The organism is Streptomyces sp. NPDC006384 (assembly GCF_042870695.1).
GTDB lineage: Bacteria > Actinomycetota > Actinomycetes > Streptomycetales > Streptomycetaceae > Streptomyces.
On record NZ_JBIAHR010000001.1, the window covers coordinates 81,431 to 97,282 of the forward strand.

Annotated in this window: 14 protein-coding genes; 7 read left to right on the plus strand and 7 right to left on the minus strand. The window is 73.5% G+C overall.

Features of this window, described 5'->3' with window-relative positions:
- Window positions 1–176: 176 nt before the first annotated feature.
- A complete protein-coding gene (locus tag ACFYOJ_RS00390) occupies window positions 177–554 on the minus strand; it encodes a ferredoxin (protein ID WP_356552443.1) in 378 nt (125 codons plus the stop codon).
- Between the two features lie 144 nt (window positions 555–698).
- On the opposite strand from ACFYOJ_RS00390, the gene ACFYOJ_RS00395 reads away from it, so the two are divergent.
- From ACFYOJ_RS00395 to ACFYOJ_RS00405, 3 genes are all read left to right on the plus strand, one after another.
- Window positions 699–1,103 (plus strand): ChaB family protein, encoded by a 405-nt coding sequence (locus ACFYOJ_RS00395; RefSeq protein WP_356552441.1) that lies wholly within the window; start codon window positions 699–701, stop codon window positions 1,101–1,103.
- 37 nt (window positions 1,104–1,140) lie between these two features.
- Window positions 1,141–1,503, plus strand: coding sequence for a DUF6479 family protein (locus ACFYOJ_RS00400; RefSeq protein WP_356552440.1), 363 nt, complete (start codon window positions 1,141–1,143; stop codon window positions 1,501–1,503).
- A gap of 101 nt (window positions 1,504–1,604) precedes the next feature.
- Complete coding sequence (locus tag ACFYOJ_RS00405) at window positions 1,605–3,215, plus strand: ubiquinol-cytochrome c reductase cytochrome b subunit (RefSeq protein ID WP_356552438.1); 1,611 nt, start codon at window positions 1,605–1,607, stop codon at window positions 3,213–3,215.
- On the opposite strand, the gene ACFYOJ_RS00410 is transcribed toward ACFYOJ_RS00405, so the two are convergent.
- The 5 genes from ACFYOJ_RS00410 to ACFYOJ_RS00430 all read right to left on the minus strand — a co-directional run bounded on the left by ACFYOJ_RS00410 (window position 3,146) and on the right by ACFYOJ_RS00430 (window position 8,279).
- The gene (locus ACFYOJ_RS00410) at window positions 3,146–3,601 is read right to left on the minus strand and encodes a cytochrome c oxidase subunit 4 (protein WP_356552437.1); all 456 of its coding nucleotides are present in this window, start codon (window positions 3,599–3,601) and stop codon (window positions 3,146–3,148) included. The genes ACFYOJ_RS00405 and ACFYOJ_RS00410 overlap by 70 nt on opposite strands.
- Entirely contained in the window at window positions 3,598–5,319 is a 1,722-nt protein-coding gene (ctaD, locus tag ACFYOJ_RS00415) for a cytochrome c oxidase subunit I (RefSeq protein ID WP_388596054.1), read from the minus strand. Before ctaD ends, ACFYOJ_RS00410 begins: the two co-directional genes overlap by 4 nt.
- 187 nt (window positions 5,320–5,506) lie before the next feature.
- Window positions 5,507–6,085 (minus strand): hypothetical protein, encoded by a 579-nt coding sequence (locus tag ACFYOJ_RS00420; RefSeq protein ID WP_356552434.1) that lies wholly within the window; start codon window positions 6,083–6,085, stop codon window positions 5,507–5,509.
- The gene (locus ACFYOJ_RS00425; protein ID WP_356552582.1) at window positions 6,082–7,578 is read right to left on the minus strand and encodes a HAMP domain-containing sensor histidine kinase; all 1,497 of its coding nucleotides are present in this window, start codon (window positions 7,576–7,578) and stop codon (window positions 6,082–6,084) included. The genes ACFYOJ_RS00420 and ACFYOJ_RS00425 overlap by 4 nt, the downstream gene beginning before the upstream one ends.
- Before the next feature lie 11 nt (window positions 7,579–7,589).
- Window positions 7,590–8,279: a response regulator transcription factor gene (locus tag ACFYOJ_RS00430; RefSeq protein ID WP_356552433.1), complete on the minus strand. Its 690-nt coding sequence runs from the start codon at window positions 8,277–8,279 to the stop codon at window positions 7,590–7,592.
- Between the two features lie 114 nt (window positions 8,280–8,393).
- Between ACFYOJ_RS00430 and ACFYOJ_RS00435 the strand changes: the two genes are divergently transcribed.
- The 4 genes from ACFYOJ_RS00435 (at window position 8,394) to fdh (ending at window position 14,771) form a co-directional block, all read left to right on the plus strand.
- Window positions 8,394–9,200 carry a DUF3152 domain-containing protein gene (locus tag ACFYOJ_RS00435; RefSeq protein WP_356552431.1) on the plus strand — a complete coding sequence of 269 codons (807 nt, stop codon included), beginning with the start codon at window positions 8,394–8,396 and terminating at the stop codon, window positions 9,198–9,200.
- 180 nt (window positions 9,201–9,380) lie between these two features.
- Entirely contained in the window at window positions 9,381–10,346 is a 966-nt protein-coding gene (locus tag ACFYOJ_RS00440; protein WP_356552429.1) for a 4Fe-4S dicluster domain-containing protein, read from the plus strand.
- A 197-nt stretch (window positions 10,347–10,543) separates the two neighbouring features.
- Entirely contained in the window at window positions 10,544–11,446 is a 903-nt protein-coding gene (nrfD, locus tag ACFYOJ_RS00445) for an NrfD/PsrC family molybdoenzyme membrane anchor subunit (protein WP_356552580.1), read from the plus strand.
- A gap of 70 nt (window positions 11,447–11,516) precedes the next feature.
- A complete protein-coding gene (gene fdh / locus ACFYOJ_RS00450) occupies window positions 11,517–14,771 on the plus strand; it encodes a formate dehydrogenase (protein ID WP_356552428.1) in 3,255 nt (1,084 codons plus the stop codon).
- Window positions 14,772–14,806: 35 nt separating this feature from the next.
- On the opposite strand, the gene selD is transcribed toward fdh, so the two are convergent.
- On the minus strand, window positions 14,807–15,832 hold the full coding sequence (gene selD / locus ACFYOJ_RS00455) for a selenide, water dikinase SelD (protein ID WP_356552426.1): 1,026 nt from the start codon (window positions 15,830–15,832) through the stop codon (window positions 14,807–14,809).
- Window positions 15,833–15,852: the final 20 nt, after the last annotated feature.

Genomic DNA, 15,852 nt, shown 5'->3' on the forward strand with positions numbered 1-15,852 from the left:
GATCGCGGAGGGCGGGCCGCCGGAGCACGCGGTCCGCGGGGCACGGCGGCGGGGTACGGGGCCGCCTCGCCGTACTTCCCGTGGCCGCGCGGGCGCAGCGGCGGGTACGCCGGATGCTGCAGTCGCCGCCCCGCCGGAACGCGTGCCGGGACCGGGACGGTCCGGGGAGGAATTCCTCAGCGCAGCGTGGTGAGGAACTCGTCGCAGGCCCGGGCGCAGGCGCGGCACGTCTCGGCGTCGCCCTCGGCGCCCTGCTGCCCGTCGAAGACGTGCGCGGTCTCCAGGCACACCTGCCGGCACCACTCCACCTGGACGCGGATCGCGTTCTCGTCCACCTGGTTCTGCTCGGACAGCACCCGGCAGGTGGCGTCGCACACCTCCGCGCACATGATGCCCTTGCGCCGTACGAGTTCCTGGTGTTCCGTCCCGTCCGGATCCACGAGGCTCGCCCGCAGCGCGCACGCCCGCGCGCACTCGCTGCACGCCTGTGCACACGCGAAGCGGTCCTCGAGGAAGCGGAACAGTTCCTGCTGTGAGGTCTTCGTCGATGTCACACCGCGCGGGTTGCCGCCACGGCCGGCGCCAAACCCCGCACAGGCCCGTGTTCCCAAGGGGTGCGGCCGTTTTCTCCGGCGTGCCGACGGGCACCCGGTACGTCTCGCGGAGCGAGGACGCGACGACACGCGGAGGTGCACGACATGCCGGGACGTCAGGAACTGCCGTCGACCCTGGAGCGTTCCCCCGAGGAGGCGCAGCACACCTGGATCAGGGCCCACGACTCGGCCGTCGAGGAGTACGGCGAGGGCGAACGCGCCCACCGGGTGGCGTACGGGGCGCTCAAGCACACCTACGAGAAGGTCGGCGACCACTGGGAGCGCAAGGAGGGCGGCCGCAAGGGTCCTTCCGACCCGCGGTCGGCGCGGCCGCGGCAGCAGGGCGGACGCAGCGGCGAGGGCGTCGACGAGCAGGCGTCCAAGGAACACCTCTACGGCGTCGCCAAGCACCTCGGCGTGGCCGGGCGGTCACGGATGACCAAGGCGGAGCTGCTCTCCGCGATCCGGAAGGCCAACCGTTCGCGGACGCGAGCGGCCCGCTCGGGCTGAACAGGTTGGTCACGCGCGCCGGGGGTACCCGCGCTCCATGACTAGCGCATGGATGAACATGGCCGCGAGCTCCGGCACCGCCGGCACCGTCTGGCTGGTGGTGGCGGCCTTCGCCGTCGTGGTGGTGCTGATCGGCGCGTTCGCCTGGGGGAGCCGCCTCAGGCGCAAGGAGTCGCCGCCGCCGCTCCCGGAGGAGCAGCCGCGCATGCCGGACGGCGGGCCGGTCCGTGAGGTCCGCGAGAACCGGGAGCCCGAGGAGATGCCGCGGGGCGACGACCGGACGCTGCCGCACGAACTGCGGCACCAGGGCAGCCGTACCGCTCCCGGCCAGGAGCGGCCGCGCTGGGGCGAGGGCACCAGCGGTTCGTTCGGCGGTGGCGGTCCGGGCGGCGGACGCTGACCCCGTCGGCCGCCGCATCCGGCGGACCGTTCGGTGACCATGCGTGATCCCCGGTGACGCGGAGGTAGTTTCCGGCAGCGGCGCCGGGGAACCCATGGCGCGTGCTGTTGAAGAGGAGAAGGGCCCGCGCCGCCGCGCGGGCCCGTGACGCGGCCGGACGCGCCGTCGACCGGGCCGACGCGCGGCTGCCCGTGTACGAGGGCGGAGGGCTGCTGCGCAAGGCCTTCCCGGAGCACTGGTCGTTCCTGCTCGGCGAGATCGCCCTCTACAGCTTCGCCGTGCTGCTGCTGACCGGCGTGTGGCTGACCCTGTTCTTCCACCCGTCGATGACGCAGGTCGTCTACGACGGCTCCTACCGGCCGCTGTCCGGGGTGCGCATGTCGGAGGCGTACCGCTCGACGCTGGACATCGGTTTCGAACTGCGCGGCGGGCTGCTGATCCGGCAGATGCACCACTGGGCGGCCCTGGTGTTCCTGTCGGCCATCGGGGTGCATCTGCTGCGGGTCTTCTTCACGGGCGCGTTCCGCCGCCCCCGCGAGGTCAACTGGCTGATCGGTGTCACCCTGTTCGCACTGGCGCTCGCCGAGGGCTTCGCCGGCTACTCGCTCCCCGACGACCTGCTGTCCGGTACGGGGCTGCGCATCGCGCAGGGCGTCATGCTGTCCCTGCCGGTGGTGGGCACGTACATCGGCATGTTCGTGTTCGGCGGCGAGTATCCCGGCCACGACATCGTCCCCCGGCTGTACTCGGTGCACGTCCTGCTGCTGCCGGGGCTGCTGCTGGCGCTCGTCACGGCCCATCTGATCCTGGTCTTCCATCTGAAGCACACCCAGTGGGCGGGGCCTGGCCGCACCGGGCGCAACGTCGTCGGCAAGCCGATGTTCCCGCAGTTCGCGGCGGGCTCGGCGGGGCTGTTCCTCATGGTGTCCGGGCTCCTGTCGGTGCTCGCCGCGGTGGCGCAGATCAACCCGGTGTGGGTGTACGGCCCCTATCGGCCCGACGTCGTCTCGACGGGCTCGCAGCCGGACTGGTACGTCGGCTTCCTGGAGGGCTCGCTGCGCCTGATGCCGCCCTTCGAGACGACGGTCGCCGGGCACACCCTGATGTGGAACGTGCTGGTGCCGGCGGTGCTGCTGCCGCTCCTGCTCTTCGCCGTGCTGTACGCCTACCCGTTCTTCGAGCGGTGGGTGACGGGCGACCACGGGGAACACCATCTGTGCGACCGGCCCCGGGACAGGCCGGTACGGACCGGTCTCGGCGTCGCCGCGATCGTCTTCTACGCGGTGCTGCTCCTCGCGGGCGGCAACGACGTCCTCGCCCACACCTTCGACGTCTCGCTGAACCTGCTGACGTGGGTGTTCCGGGTCTGTCTGGTGGTGCTGCCGCCGGTGGCGTTCATGGTGACCAAGCGGGTCTGCCTGGCGCTGCGGGAGTCGGAGCGCGCGCGTCTGGCCGAGGGCGAGGAGACGGGCGAGCTGCGGCAGACCCTCGCGGGAGGCTACACCGAGAGCCATGAGCCGCTGAGCCCCGGCAAGCGGTACGTGCTGCGGTCGGGGAAGGAGCCCGAGCCGCTCGCGCGGACGGCGCCCGGTGAGGAGGCGCCGCGCGTCGGGCGGCTGCGGGCGACGCTGAGCCAGTGGTACTACGGCGACCGGGTCGACGCCGGCGAGGAGGCGGAGCCGGAGCCGTCCTCGGGCGGACTGGAGCGCTGAACGCCCCGGTCCGCGTACTGGAGGACCAGGCCGCCGACTCCGAGGGCGAGGACGCCGAAGCCGATCAGGGCGAGCCACAGGCCCCACACGACGCCGAGCGCGATCACCAGGGCGCCCAGCGCGGTCGTGATCGGCCAGGGGCTGTGCGGCGGGAAGAAGTCCAGCGGGCCGGCGGCGTCGGCGACCTCGGCGTCGTCGCGGTCCTGTGCCCGGAAGCCGCGTTTGTGGTGCTGGACGCGCAGGAAGAACGCGACGAGCGAGGCCATCAGGAAGGCGACGGTCAGGGCGGCGGTGCCGGCGGGCTCGGCCGACCACCAGCCGTACAGGACGGCGGTGGCGGCGAAGAAGGCGGCCACACCGGTGAACAGACGGGCTTCGGTCCTCACTGCACGTGCCTCTGGTCGTGTCGGGTGATGTCGGGGTGGTGCAGGTCGAACGCCGGGGACTCGGAGCGCACCCGGGGCAGCGACGTGAAGTTGTGGCGCGGCGGCGGGCAGGAGGTCGCCCATTCGAGGGAGCGGCCCCAGCCCCAGGGGTCGTCGTGCTCCACGCGGGTGCCGTACCGGCGGGTGCGCCACACGTTGTAGAGGAAGGGCAGCGTGGACAGGCCCAGCAGGAAGGCGCCGACGGAGCTGACGGTGTTGAGGACCGTGAAGCCGTCGGCGGCCAGGTAGTCGGCGTAGCGGCGGGGCATGCCCTGTTCGCCGAGCCAGTGCTGGACGAGGAACGTGGTCTGGAAGCCGGTGAAGAGCGTCCAGAAGTGGATCTTCCCGAGGCGTTCGTCGAGGAGCCTGCCGGTGAACTTGGGCCACCAGAAGTAGAAACCGGCGAACATCGCGAACACGACCGTGCCGAACAGCACGTAGTGCAGGTGGGCGACGATGAAGTACGAGTCCGTCAGGTGGAAGTCCAGCGGCGGCGAGGCGATGAGGACGCCGCTCATGCCGCCGAGCAGGAAGGTCACCAGGAAGCCGAGCGACCACAGCATGGGCGTCTCGAAGGACAGCGAGCCGTGGATCATGGTGCCGATCCAGTTGAAGAACTTCACTCCCGTCGGCACCGCGATGAGGAACGACATCACCGAGAAGAACGGCAGCAGCACGGCCCCGGTGGCGAACATGTGGTGGGCCCACACCACGGCGGAGAGCATGGTGATGGCGATGGTGGCGCCGATCAGGCTGACGTAGCCGAAGATCGGTTTGCGGCTGAAGACCGGGATGATCTCGGAGACGATGCCGAAGAACGGCAGCGCGACGATGTACACCTCGGGATGCCCGAAGAACCAGAACAGGTGCTGCCACAGCAGTGCCCCGCCGTTGGCGGCGTCGAAGACGTGCGCGCCGAACTTCCGGTCGGCCTCCAGCGCGCACAGAGCGGCCGTGAGCACGGGGAAGGCGGGCAGCACCAGGATCGACGTGAACAGCACGTTCCAGGTGAAGATCGGCATCCGGAACATGGTCATGCCGGGTGCGCGCAGGCACAGGATGGTGGTGATGAAGTTGACCGCGCTGAGCGTGGTCGACACGCCGCTCACCACCAGCCCCATGGTCCACAGGTCGCCGCCCGCCCCCGGGCTGAACGTCGCGCTGTTCAGCGGCGCGTAGGCGAACCAGCCGAAGGAGGCCGCCCCCGACGGGGTCAGGAAGCCGGAGACCACCATCAGGCCGCCGAACAGGTACAGCCAGTAGGACAGCGCGTTGAGCCGGGGGAAGGCCATGTCCGGGGCGCCGATCTGCAGCGGCATGACCGCGTTGGCGAAACCGGCGAACAGGGGCGTCGCGAACAGCAGCATCATGATGGTGCCGTGCACGGTGAAGAGCTGGTTGTACTGCTCGGCGGAGAGCAGCTGCAGCCCGGGACGGGCGAGTTCGCCGCGCATCAGCAGGGCGAGGACGCCGCCGAGGAGGAAGAAGCCGAACGCCGTCGTCATGTAGAGATTGCCGATCACCTTGTGATCGGTCGTCGTCGTCCACCGCACCAGTGCCCGCCCGAGCGTGCGGTCCGTGTGCCGCCGCGCCGGTGTCCGGCGCGGCGGCCCGGTCGTCTCGTCCACCGCCATGCGGCGGAGGGTACCCAGGGGCCCGGGTACCAGGCGTACGGCCACGCCGCGGCGGTGTCAGGTGTCGTGCCGCTCGCCGGCGCGGAACACCTCCTCGGTGTGTTCGCCCAGCTCGGGCGGGGCGAGCCGGTACTGCGCCGGGGTGGCCCCGAGGCGGACGGGGTGGGCCACCTGGCGGGCACTCAGGCGGCGGGGTGGTACGGCCGCTTCGGCACCGGTGGCGCCGGAGGGGTCAGGGCACGGCGGCGGGGCGGCCGTCCGGCATGTCCGGGCAGTCCTCGCTGGACCGGCCGGCCAGCCGGCCGCCGGGCTGCTCCACGGTCACCTGCGCGCTTCCCAGTTCCGGGTCCTGGCGCAGCCGGGCGCCGGCGACCGTGCAGGCCAGCTGGTCGACGGCCGTGTCGCTCAGCGGGGCGGCGGCCGGGGGCAGCTCGACGGTGACCGTCGCCCCGTCGGTCCGTACGGTGGGCGCGGCGCCGGCGGGCGGCAGCTCGGTCGTCAGTCCCCTCGCCCGCTCCCCGGCGTCCGGGCCCCGGAACAGCAGCATCACCGTGCTGCCGAGTTCCGCCCCGCCGGGCGGTGTGCGGGGGACGGCGACCAGGGAACCGCCGGAGACGAAGTACAGCGGGACCGTGACGGCCGGCGCGGGCCGGGTCCGTCCGGGTGCCGGGGCGGTGTCCGGCGCCTCGAGGACGCCGGTGGCGGGTTCGCCGGCCTCGACGACCCCGGTCGCGGGGATGTCGCAGGCGGACAGGGCGAGGGCCGCGGTCAGCAGGACCGGCAGGGCCGGCAGTGTGCGCCGGACGTTCATGGCCGGCTCTCCTTCGCCGGGTTCCGTTTTCCGTCCGCCGCGCCGTCCCGGCGCAGGGGGAGGACGACCGTGAAGACGGCGCCGCCCTCCGGGCGGTTGGCCGCCCGGACGGTGCCGCCGTGCAGGCGGACGTTCTCCGCGGTGATGGCCAGTCCGAGCCCGCTGCCCTCGCTCCGGACCCGGGCGGTGTCCGATTTGTAGAAGCGGTCGAAGACGTGCGGCAGGACGCTGCCGGGGATGCCGTCCCCGCTGTCGCGGACCTCGACGACCGCCTGCCGGCCCGCTTCGGGGTCGTTGTGCTCGTGGAGGCGCAGGTGCACGGGGGGACGGCCGTGGCGGAGGGCGTTCGCGACGAGGTTGGCGACGACGACGTCGAGGCGGCGCGGGTCGACGCGGCCGCGCAGCGTGCCGGGTTCCGGCAGGGCGGTCTCCACGGCGCCGGTCCAGCCACGGGTGGCGAGGGTGCGCCGTACGGACTCGGCGAGGTCGATGTCGTCCAGGTGGAGGGCGGCCGCGCCGGCGTCGAACCGGGAGATCTCCATCAGGTCGTCCACCAGGGCGGCCAGTTTGGTGGTCTCCTCGCTGATGAGGCGTACGGCCGTCGCGGTGTCGTCGTCCAGGCCGGCGGCGTCCTCGTCCAGGACGTCGGTGACCGCCGTCATCGCCGCCAGCGGGGTGCGCAGCTCGTGCGAGACGTCCGCGGCGAAGCGCCGGGCCCCGGCCTCCATGCGCCGCAGTTCCGCGACCGAGTTCTCCAGTGCCTCGGCGGTCTCGTTGAAGGTGCGGGAGAGTTCGGCGAGTTCGTCGGTGCCCCGCACGGCGAGCCGGGTGTCGAGCCGGCCCTCGGCGATGCTGCGGGTCGCCCGGCGCAGTTCCCTGACCGGCCGCAGCACCCCGCGCGCGGCCAGCAGGGCGAGGAGGACGGCCAGGACGAGGGCGGGCACGGTGGCGCGTTCGACGGCGCTGACCAGGGCTTCGACGTATCCCTGTTCCTCGTCCTGGGGGACCGTGAGGTAGACCTCCAGTCCGGAGGCGGGTTCGGCGGTGGCGTACGGGCCGGCGAAGGTGACGGGCGTGCCGACGACGAGGGCGGGCCGGCCGTCGCTCGTGACGCGCTGGAAGACCGTGACGCGGCGCGAGCGCACGGACTCGCGCATCCGCGGGGTGAGTTCGCCGAAGGCGTCGCCGGGGCCGGAGGTCGCGCTCGTTCCCCGGTAGGCGGCCAGCACCCGCCAGTTCTGGGACCGTCCGCCGCGCGCCACGTCGGCGGCGAACGACTCCAGGTCCGCCCGGTCGGGCGGGAAGCGGTAGTTGGGCACCAGGGTGTCGACCCGGTCCCGGAAGTCCTCGATCACCGTGTCCTGGCTCTGCTGGAGGATGCCGGTGCGTGCCTCGCGGAAGGTCAGCGCGCCCGTGGTCACCGTGGCCGTGGCGGCGACGAAGGCGAAGGCCACCACCAGCCGTACGCGCAGTCCGCCCAGTGCGCGCGGCAGCCTCACCGTCCTCACCGGGGTCCGAACCGGTAGCCGAAACCGCGCACGGTGTGGATGTGGCGCGGCCGGTCCGCGGGCTCGCCGATCTTGGACCTGAGACGTTTGACGCAGGCGTCCACGAGCCGCGCGTCCCCGTGGTAGCTGTGCTCCCACACGGCTTCCAGGAGCTGCCGGCGGCTGAACACCTGGCCGGGCGCGGCGGACAGGGTGAGCAGCAGGCGGAGCTCGGAGGGGGCGAGGGCGACGGGCCGTCCCTGGTGGGTGACGGTGAGTCCGGCGCGGTCGATGGTCAGGTCGCCGTGCTGTTCGGTGCGCGGCGCGCCGTGGCCGTCCGCCGGGCCGCCCGCGCGGCGCAGCACCGCCCGGATGCGTGCGTCCAGGACGCGGGCGCGGACGGGCTTGACCACGTAGTCGTCCGCTCCGGCCTCCAGCCCGACGACGACGTCGGTGTCGTCGCCGCGGGCGGTGGCCATGATGATGGGCACCTGGTCGTGCGCGCGGATGCGGCGGCACACCTCCAGTCCGGACATGCCGGGCAGCATCAGGTCGAGGACGACGGCGTCGGGCCGGAACGTCCGCAGTTCCCGCAGCCCGTCCTCGCCGGTCGCGGCGGCGGCGACCTCGTGCCCCTGGCGGCGCAGGGCGAGGCGGACGCCCTCCCGGACGGCGCGGTCGTCTTCGATGATCAGGACCCGTGGCATGCGTCCCAGTATGTACCGGGGGGAACGGGTGTTCGCGCACGGGCGGGCGGCTGTTACAGAGCGGTCCACAAGCGGTCCACGGGCGATCACACGGCCGCGGCAGGCTGCACGGTCATGAACGCGCACCGATCGACGCCCGCACCGCCCGCCGACACCTCCCGCCCGCACCGGCCCGGGGAGCGCGCCCGCCGCGGGCGGGGCCGGAGGAAACCGGCCCTGTGGGCGGGGCTCGCGGCCGCCGTCGTGCTGCTGCTCGCCGCAGGAGCGGCCCTCCAGGGAGGCACGCGGGCGTCCGAAGGCCCCGCCGGGCGGGAGGAGCAGGAGGATGAGTACTCCCCGGACGACTCGGGGATCCCGTCCGAGGGGCCGGGGACGTTCACCGTCGCCGGGGGCGGCGGCGAGCGGGTCGGCGGGAAGGGGCGCACGCTGACCTACGTGGTCGAGGTCGAGGACGGCATCGGGCTCGAGGCGGGGGACGTCGCCGCCGAGGTGGACCGGATCCTCGCGGACGAGCGGGGGTGGACGGCCGGCGGCGAGGTGGGTTTCCGCCGTGTGACCGGCGACACGTCGGACTTCCGGGTGCGGCTCGCCACGGCGGCGACGGTGGACCGGATGTGCGGCTACTACGGTCTGGACACCGGCGGCGAGGTCAACTGCAACGTCGGCCAGGACGTCATGGTCAACCTCAAGCGGTGGCTGCTGGCCACGCGGTACTACGCGGACGACGTGGCGTCGTACCGGGCGCTCATCGTCAACCACGAGGTCGGGCACTTCCTGGGCCACGGCCATGAGGGGTGCCCGGGGCCGGGGCGGCCCGCGCCGGTGATGATGCAGCAGATCAAGGGGCTCCACGGCTGCACCACCAACGTCTGGCCCTACGACGACGAGGGCCGGCGCATCACCGGTCCCCCGGTCGCCTGACCCGCGTCCGGCTCGCGACCGGCTCGCCTCCCGCCCCGCCGGCCCGGGGCGGGAGGCCCTCGTCGTCCGTTTCGGACGCGCGCGCCCCGGGCACCCGTAGCCGGGCCCGGAAGGGCACCACCGGGCCACCCGGGCCGGTGAGCCGGACGCCGCGAGCGGCAGGGGCGTGGAGGTACGGGCATGACCGAGGAGAACGCCGGCGCCGTCCGGACCGGCAGGCGCGCACACCGGTTCGCCGGGCCGGAGCCGGACGTGGCGGCCGCGGCCGGTCACCCCGATCCCCCGCCCCGCGTCGGCTTCTTCACCGACACCTCCGTGTGCATCGGCTGCAAGGCGTGCGAGGTGGCCTGCAAGGAGTGGAACGCCGTCCCGGAGGACGGCCTGCTGCTCACCGGCATGTCCTACGACAACACGCAGGGGCTCGGCGCCGACACCTGGCGGCACGTCGCCTTCATCGAGCAGCGGGAGCCGCCCGGCGGCGGGGATCCGGGGGCCGGTCACGGGGACGTGGACGTGTTCGAAGCCGCCCGGGGCCTGGGCTCCCCGCCCTCCTCCCCCGTGGCGCCGGACGGGCGTACCGAGCTGCGCTGGCTCATGGCCTCCGACGTGTGCAAGCACTGCACCCACGCCGCCTGTCTGGACGTGTGCCCCACCGGGTCCCTGTTCCGCACCGAGTTCGGCACGGTCGTCGTGCAGGAGGACGTCTGCAACGGCTGCGGCTACTGCGTGCCCGCCTGCCCGTACGGCGTCATCGACCAGCGCGAGGGCGACGGACGCGCCTGGAAGTGCACGCTGTGCTACGACCGGCTCGGCGTCGGCATGGAACCGGCGTGCGCGAAGGCGTGCCCGACGGACTCCATCCAGTTCGGTCCGCTGGAGGAGCTGCGGGAGCGGGCGGCGGCCCGGGTCGCGCAGCTGCACGCGGCCGGGGCGACCGACGCCCGGCTGTACGGGGAGAGTCCGGACGACGGGGTCGGCGGCGACGGCGCCTTCTTCCTGCTGCTGGACGAGCCGGAGGTGTACGGGCTGCCGCCCGACCCGGTGGTCACCACCCGGGACCTGCCCACGATGTGGCGGCACGCGGCGGCGGCCGCCGTCTCGCTGGCCGCGATGGCCGCCGTGGGTTTCGCCAGGAGGCCGCGGTGAACGGCCAGGAGTCACCGACGGGCGGTCAGGGATCCTCGACGGGGGGTCAGGGCGCCCCGACGGGCGGTTCGGAGTTCCCGACGGGCGGTTCGGACGTCACCCGTGACGGTGTCCGGGGCGCCCGGCCCGGGCGGGACGCGCCGGCGGGTGCGCACGCCGGGCGCCGGCGGCGGCGCCGCGGGCGCGGTGAGCAGCCGGTGGTCCCGGACGCCGAGTTCTCCTCGTACTACGGCAGGCCGGTGCTGAACACGCCGAGGTGGGCGGCGCTCGACATCGCGGGCTACCTCTGGCTGGGCGGGCTGGCGGGCGCGTCGTCGCTGCTGGCGGCGGGCGGGCACGCCACGGGACGCCCGGCGCTGGCGCGGACGGCGAAGCTGGGCGCGGCGGGCGCCGTCTCGCTGTCGCTGGGCGCGCTCGTGCACGACCTGGGGCGGCCGGCCCGGTTCCTGAACATGCTGCGCGTCTTCAAGCCCACCTCGCCGATGAACATGGGCTCCTGGCTGCTGGCCGGCTACGCCCCGCTCGCCCTGGCCGCCGCGGCGTCCGACGCGACCGGCCGCCTCCGGCCGGCCGGGGCCGCCGCCACGGCGGGCGCCGCCCTGTTCGGCCCGGCGGTCGCCACGTACACCGCCGTGCTGGTCGCGGACACCGCGGTGCCCTCCTGGCACGGGGGCCACCGGGAGCTGCCGTACGTCTTCGCCGGTTCGGCGGCGGCCTCGGCGGCGGGGCTGGCGCTGGCCGGGGTGCCTGCGGCGCAGACGGGACCCGCGCGGCGGGTGGCGGCGCTCGGCGCGGTCCTGGAGCTGGGTGCCTTCCGGGTGATGAAGCGCCGGATGGGCATGGTGGCCGAGCCCTTCGAACAGGGCGGGGCGGGCCGGCTGCTGCGCGCGGCGGAGGCGCTGACGGCCGGCGGCGCCGTACTGGCGGCCGTGGCGGGCCGGCGCCGGGGCGCGGCCGCGGTGGCCGGGGCGGCGCTGCTGGCCGGTTCCGCGGCCCTGCGGTTCGGCGTGTTCCACGCCGGGGTGGCCTCGGCCGAGGACCCGAAGTACACGGTCGTACCGCAGCGGGAGCGGATGCGGGAGGGCACGCCGGGGGATTGAAGCGCCGGGAATGGGACACCCGGGCCGGCGGAGCCCACCGAGAGAGGACCGCGAGAGGGCGGAGGAGAGCATGGGCGTACGCACCTGGATCGACTCCTGGCCGGTCTACCGCCAGCTCAAGGGCACCGACCCGCTGGGCCGCGGCGCCGCCGCCAAGAGCGGGAAGAGCGCGCGGCTCACCCCGCGGGTCGCCTCGGCGGACGAGGTCGTGAAGTCCGTCTGTCCGTACTGCGCGGTCGGCTGCGGCCAGAACGTGTACGTCGAGGACGGCCGCGTCACCCAGATCGAGGGCGACCCCGACTCCCCCGTCTCGCGCGGCCGGCTGTGCCCCAAGGGCTCGGCGAGCCTCCAGCTCACCACGGGCGGCGCCCGCGAGCGGCACGTCCTGTACCGGCGCCCGTACGGCACCGACTGGGAGCGCCTGGACCTGGACACGGCGATGGACGTGATCGCCGACCGGGTGATCGAGGCGCGCCGGGCGGGCTGGCAGTGGGAGGTCGACGAGACCCGCACCCGCCGCACGCTCGGCATCGCGAGTCTCGGCGGCGCGACGCTGGACAACGAGGAGAACTACCTGATCAAGAAGCTGTTCACCGCCCTGGGCGCGGTGCAGATCGAGAATCAGGCGCGTGTTTGACACTCCTCCACCGTTCCCGGTCTGGGAACCTCGTTCGGCCGCGGCGGCGCGACCACCTTCCAGCAGGACCTGCAGAACTCGGACTGCATCGTCATCCAGGGCTCCAACATGGCCGAGTGCCATCCGGTCGGGTTCCAGTGGGTGATGGAGGCCAGGGCCCGGGGCGCGAAGGTGATCCACGTCGACCCGCGGTTCACCCGCACCAGCGCGCTGGCCGACGTGCACGTGCCGCTGCGCGCGGGCTCGGACATCGCCTTCCTCGGAGGGATCATCAACCACGTCCTCAGCAACGACAAGTACTTCCGTGACTACGTGGTGGCCTACACCAACGGTCCCGTCGTACTGCGGGAGGACTTCCGCGACACCGAGGACCTCGACGGCGTCTTCTCCGGTCTCGACCCCGACAGCCGCAGCTACGACAACGGCAGCTGGCAGTACGAGGGCACCGAGATGCAGGCGGCGTCCGGCGAGCGCGACCTGGAGTACGAGAACCGCGCCGGTCCCGCGGTGACAGAGGCGGCGCGCGGCGAGTCCCACGGCTCGGGCGGCCCCGACATCGGCGAGGGCCGGATCGAGCGGGACGAGACGATGACGCACCCGCGCTGCGTCTTCCAGGTGCTGAAGCGGCACTACGCCCGCTACACGCCCGAGATGGTCGAGCGGATCTGCGGGGTGCCCGAGGACCTGTTCCGGCGGGTGTGCGAGCTGGTCACGGAGAACTCCGGCCGCGACCGGACCACCGCCTTCGCCTACGCGGTCGGCTGGACCCAGCACACGGTGGGCGTGCAGTACATCCGCGCGGCCTCCGTGCTGCAGAGCCTGCTCGGCAACATCGGCCGGCCCGGCGGCGGCATCCTCGCCCTGCGGGGACACGCCTCCATCCAGGGCTCCACGGACATCCCGACCCTGTTCAACCTGCTGCCCGGCTACATCCCGATGCCGCACGCCCACCAGCAGGAGGACCTCGACTCCTTCGTACGGGGCGAGGCGGCCCGCAAGGGCTACTGGGGCAACATGCGCGCCTACCTGGTGAGCCTGCTCAAGGCGTACTGGGGCGACGCGGCGACGGCGGAGAACGACTTCTGCTTCGACTACCTGCCGCGCCTGACGGGCTCGCACTCCACGTACGAGACGGTCATGGAGCAGATCGCGGGGACCTGCAGGGGCTACTTCCTGATGGGCGAGAACCCGGCGGTCGGCTCGGCCGACGCGAAGATGCAACGGCTCGGGATGGCGAACCTGGACTGGCTGGTGGTGCGGGACTTCTCCCTCATCGAGTCGGCGACCTGGTGGAAGGACGGCCCGGAGATCGAGACGGGCGAGATGCGCACGGAGGACATCGGCACCGAGGTGTTCTTCCTGCCGGCCGCCGCCCACACCGAGAAGGACGGCAGCTTCACCAACACCCAGCGGCTGCTGCAGTGGCACCACCAGGCGGTCCCGCCGCCCGGCGAGGCGCGCAGCGACCTGTGGTTCACCTATCACCTCGGCCGGATCATCCGCCGCAAGCTCGCGGGCTCGACCGACCCCATGGACCGGCCGCTCATCGACCTGACCTGGGACTATCCGGTCAGGGGCGAGCTGTCCGAGCCGGACGCGGAGGCGGTCCTCGCCGAGATCAACGGCCACGACGCCGACGGCACCCCCCTGTCCTCCTACGAACAGTTGCGCGACGACGGTTCCACGGTGTGCGGCTGCTGGATCTACTGCGGCGTCCGCGCCGACGGGGTGAACCAGGCCGCCCGCCGCAGGCCGGGCGGGCAGCAGGACTGGGTGGCGGCCGAGTGGGGCTGGGCGTGGCCGGCCAACCGCCGGGTGCTGTACAACCGGGCCTCGGCCGACCCCGAGGGCAGGCCGTGGAGCGCGCGCAAGGCACTGGTGTGGTGGGACGAGGAGCAGGAGAAGTGGGTGGGGCACGACGTCCCGGACTTCCCTCCCGGCAGGGCCCCCGGCCATGTGCCGCCGCCGGACGCCACCGGCCCCGATGCCCTGTCGGGCACCGACCCGTTCATCATGCAGGCCGACGGCAAGGCCTGGCTGTACGTGCCCTCCGGTCTCACCGACGGGCCGCTGCCCGCGCACTACGAGCCGCAGGACTCCCCCTTCCCCAACCTGCTCTACGGTCAGCAGCGCAACCCGGTGCGGCACCTGCTGCCCCCGCACCCGGACAACCGCTACCAGCCGAGCGCGGGCGCCCCCGGCTCCGAGGTGTTCCCGTACGTCGCCACGACGTACCGGCTCACCGAGCACCACACGGCGGGCGGCATGTCCCGCTGGCAGCCGTACCTCGCCGAACTGCAGCCGGAGTTCTTCTGCGAGGTCTCCCCCGAGCTGGCCGCCGAGCGCGCCCTGGAGCACACCGGCTGGGCGACGATCGTCAGCGCCCGCGGCGTGATCGAGGCGCGGGTGCTGGTCACCGACCGCGTGCCACCGCTGACCGTGCACGGCCGGACCCTGCACCAGATCGGGCTGCCCTACCACTGGGGCCCCAACGGCTACAGCACGGGCGACGCGGCCAACGAGCTGCTGCACATGTCCCTCGACCCGAACACGCACATCCAGGAGGCCAAGGCGCTCACCGTGGACATCCGGCCGGGCCGGCGGCCGCGGGGCCCGGCCGCCCTGCGGCTGGTGCGGGAGTACCGGGCCCGCGCGGGCATCGACGAGCACACCGGCACGGAGCTGTGACGCCGGGCGTCCGTCAGTAAGCGTCCGCCCGCCGGTCAGCGCAGGACGACCGAGTGCGGCCCGCGCGCGACCAGTTCACCGATCACCGGCGCCCCCGGCACCTCCCCGGCCACCAGCAGCCCGCCCGAGGTCTGGGCGTCGGCCAGCAGGAGACGGGTGTCGGCGTCGGTGTCCCCGAAGTCGGTGTGCGGCGCCACCCATTCCAGGTTACGCCGGGTGCCGCCGCTGACGTAGCCGTCGCGCACCGCCTCCCGGGCGCCGTCCAGGTAGGGCACGGCGGCGGTGTCCAGCACGGCGGTCACCCCGGAGGCGCGGGCCAGCTTGTGCAGGTGGCCGAGGAGGCCGAAGCCGGTGACGTCGGTGGCGCAGACCGCCCCGGCGTCCAGGGCGGCGGCGGCCGCGTCCCGGTTGAGGGCGACCATGGTGGCCACCGCCTGCTCGAACCGTTCCCCGGTCGCCTTGTGACGGTTGCTCAGCACCCCGAGCCCCAGCGGCTTGGTCAGCGACAGCGGTACGCCGGGGCGGCCCGCGTCGTTGCGCAGCAGCCGGGCGGGGTCGGCCAGGCCGGTGACGGCCATGCCGTACTTCGGTTCCGGGTCGTCGACGCTGTGCCCGCCGCCCACGTGACAGCCGGCCTCGGCGGCGACGTCCAGGCCGCCGCGCAGCACCTCGCGGGCCAGCTCGAAGGGCAGGACGCCGCGCGGCCAGGCCAGCAGGTTGACCGCGAGGACGGGGCGGCCGCCCATCGCGTAGACGTCGGAGAGCGCGTTGGCGGCGGCGATGCGTCCCCAGTCGTAGGGGTCGTCGACGACCGGGGTGAAGAAGTCGGCCGTGGAGACCAGGGCCTGCGCGGCGGCGCCGGGCGGCGCGGGCAGGGTGACTACGGCCGCGTCGTCGCCGGTGGCGAGCCCCACCAGCAGCGGCGTGTCGCTCACGGCGGCCCGCGCACCGGCCAACTGCCCGAGCACGTCCTCCAGTTCCCCGGGCGGGATCTTGCAGGCGCAGCCGCCGCCGTGGGCGTACTGGGTGAGGCGTACGGCGGTCTCGCTCGTCGATGTCATGCCGGTGCTCCTTGGTGGTG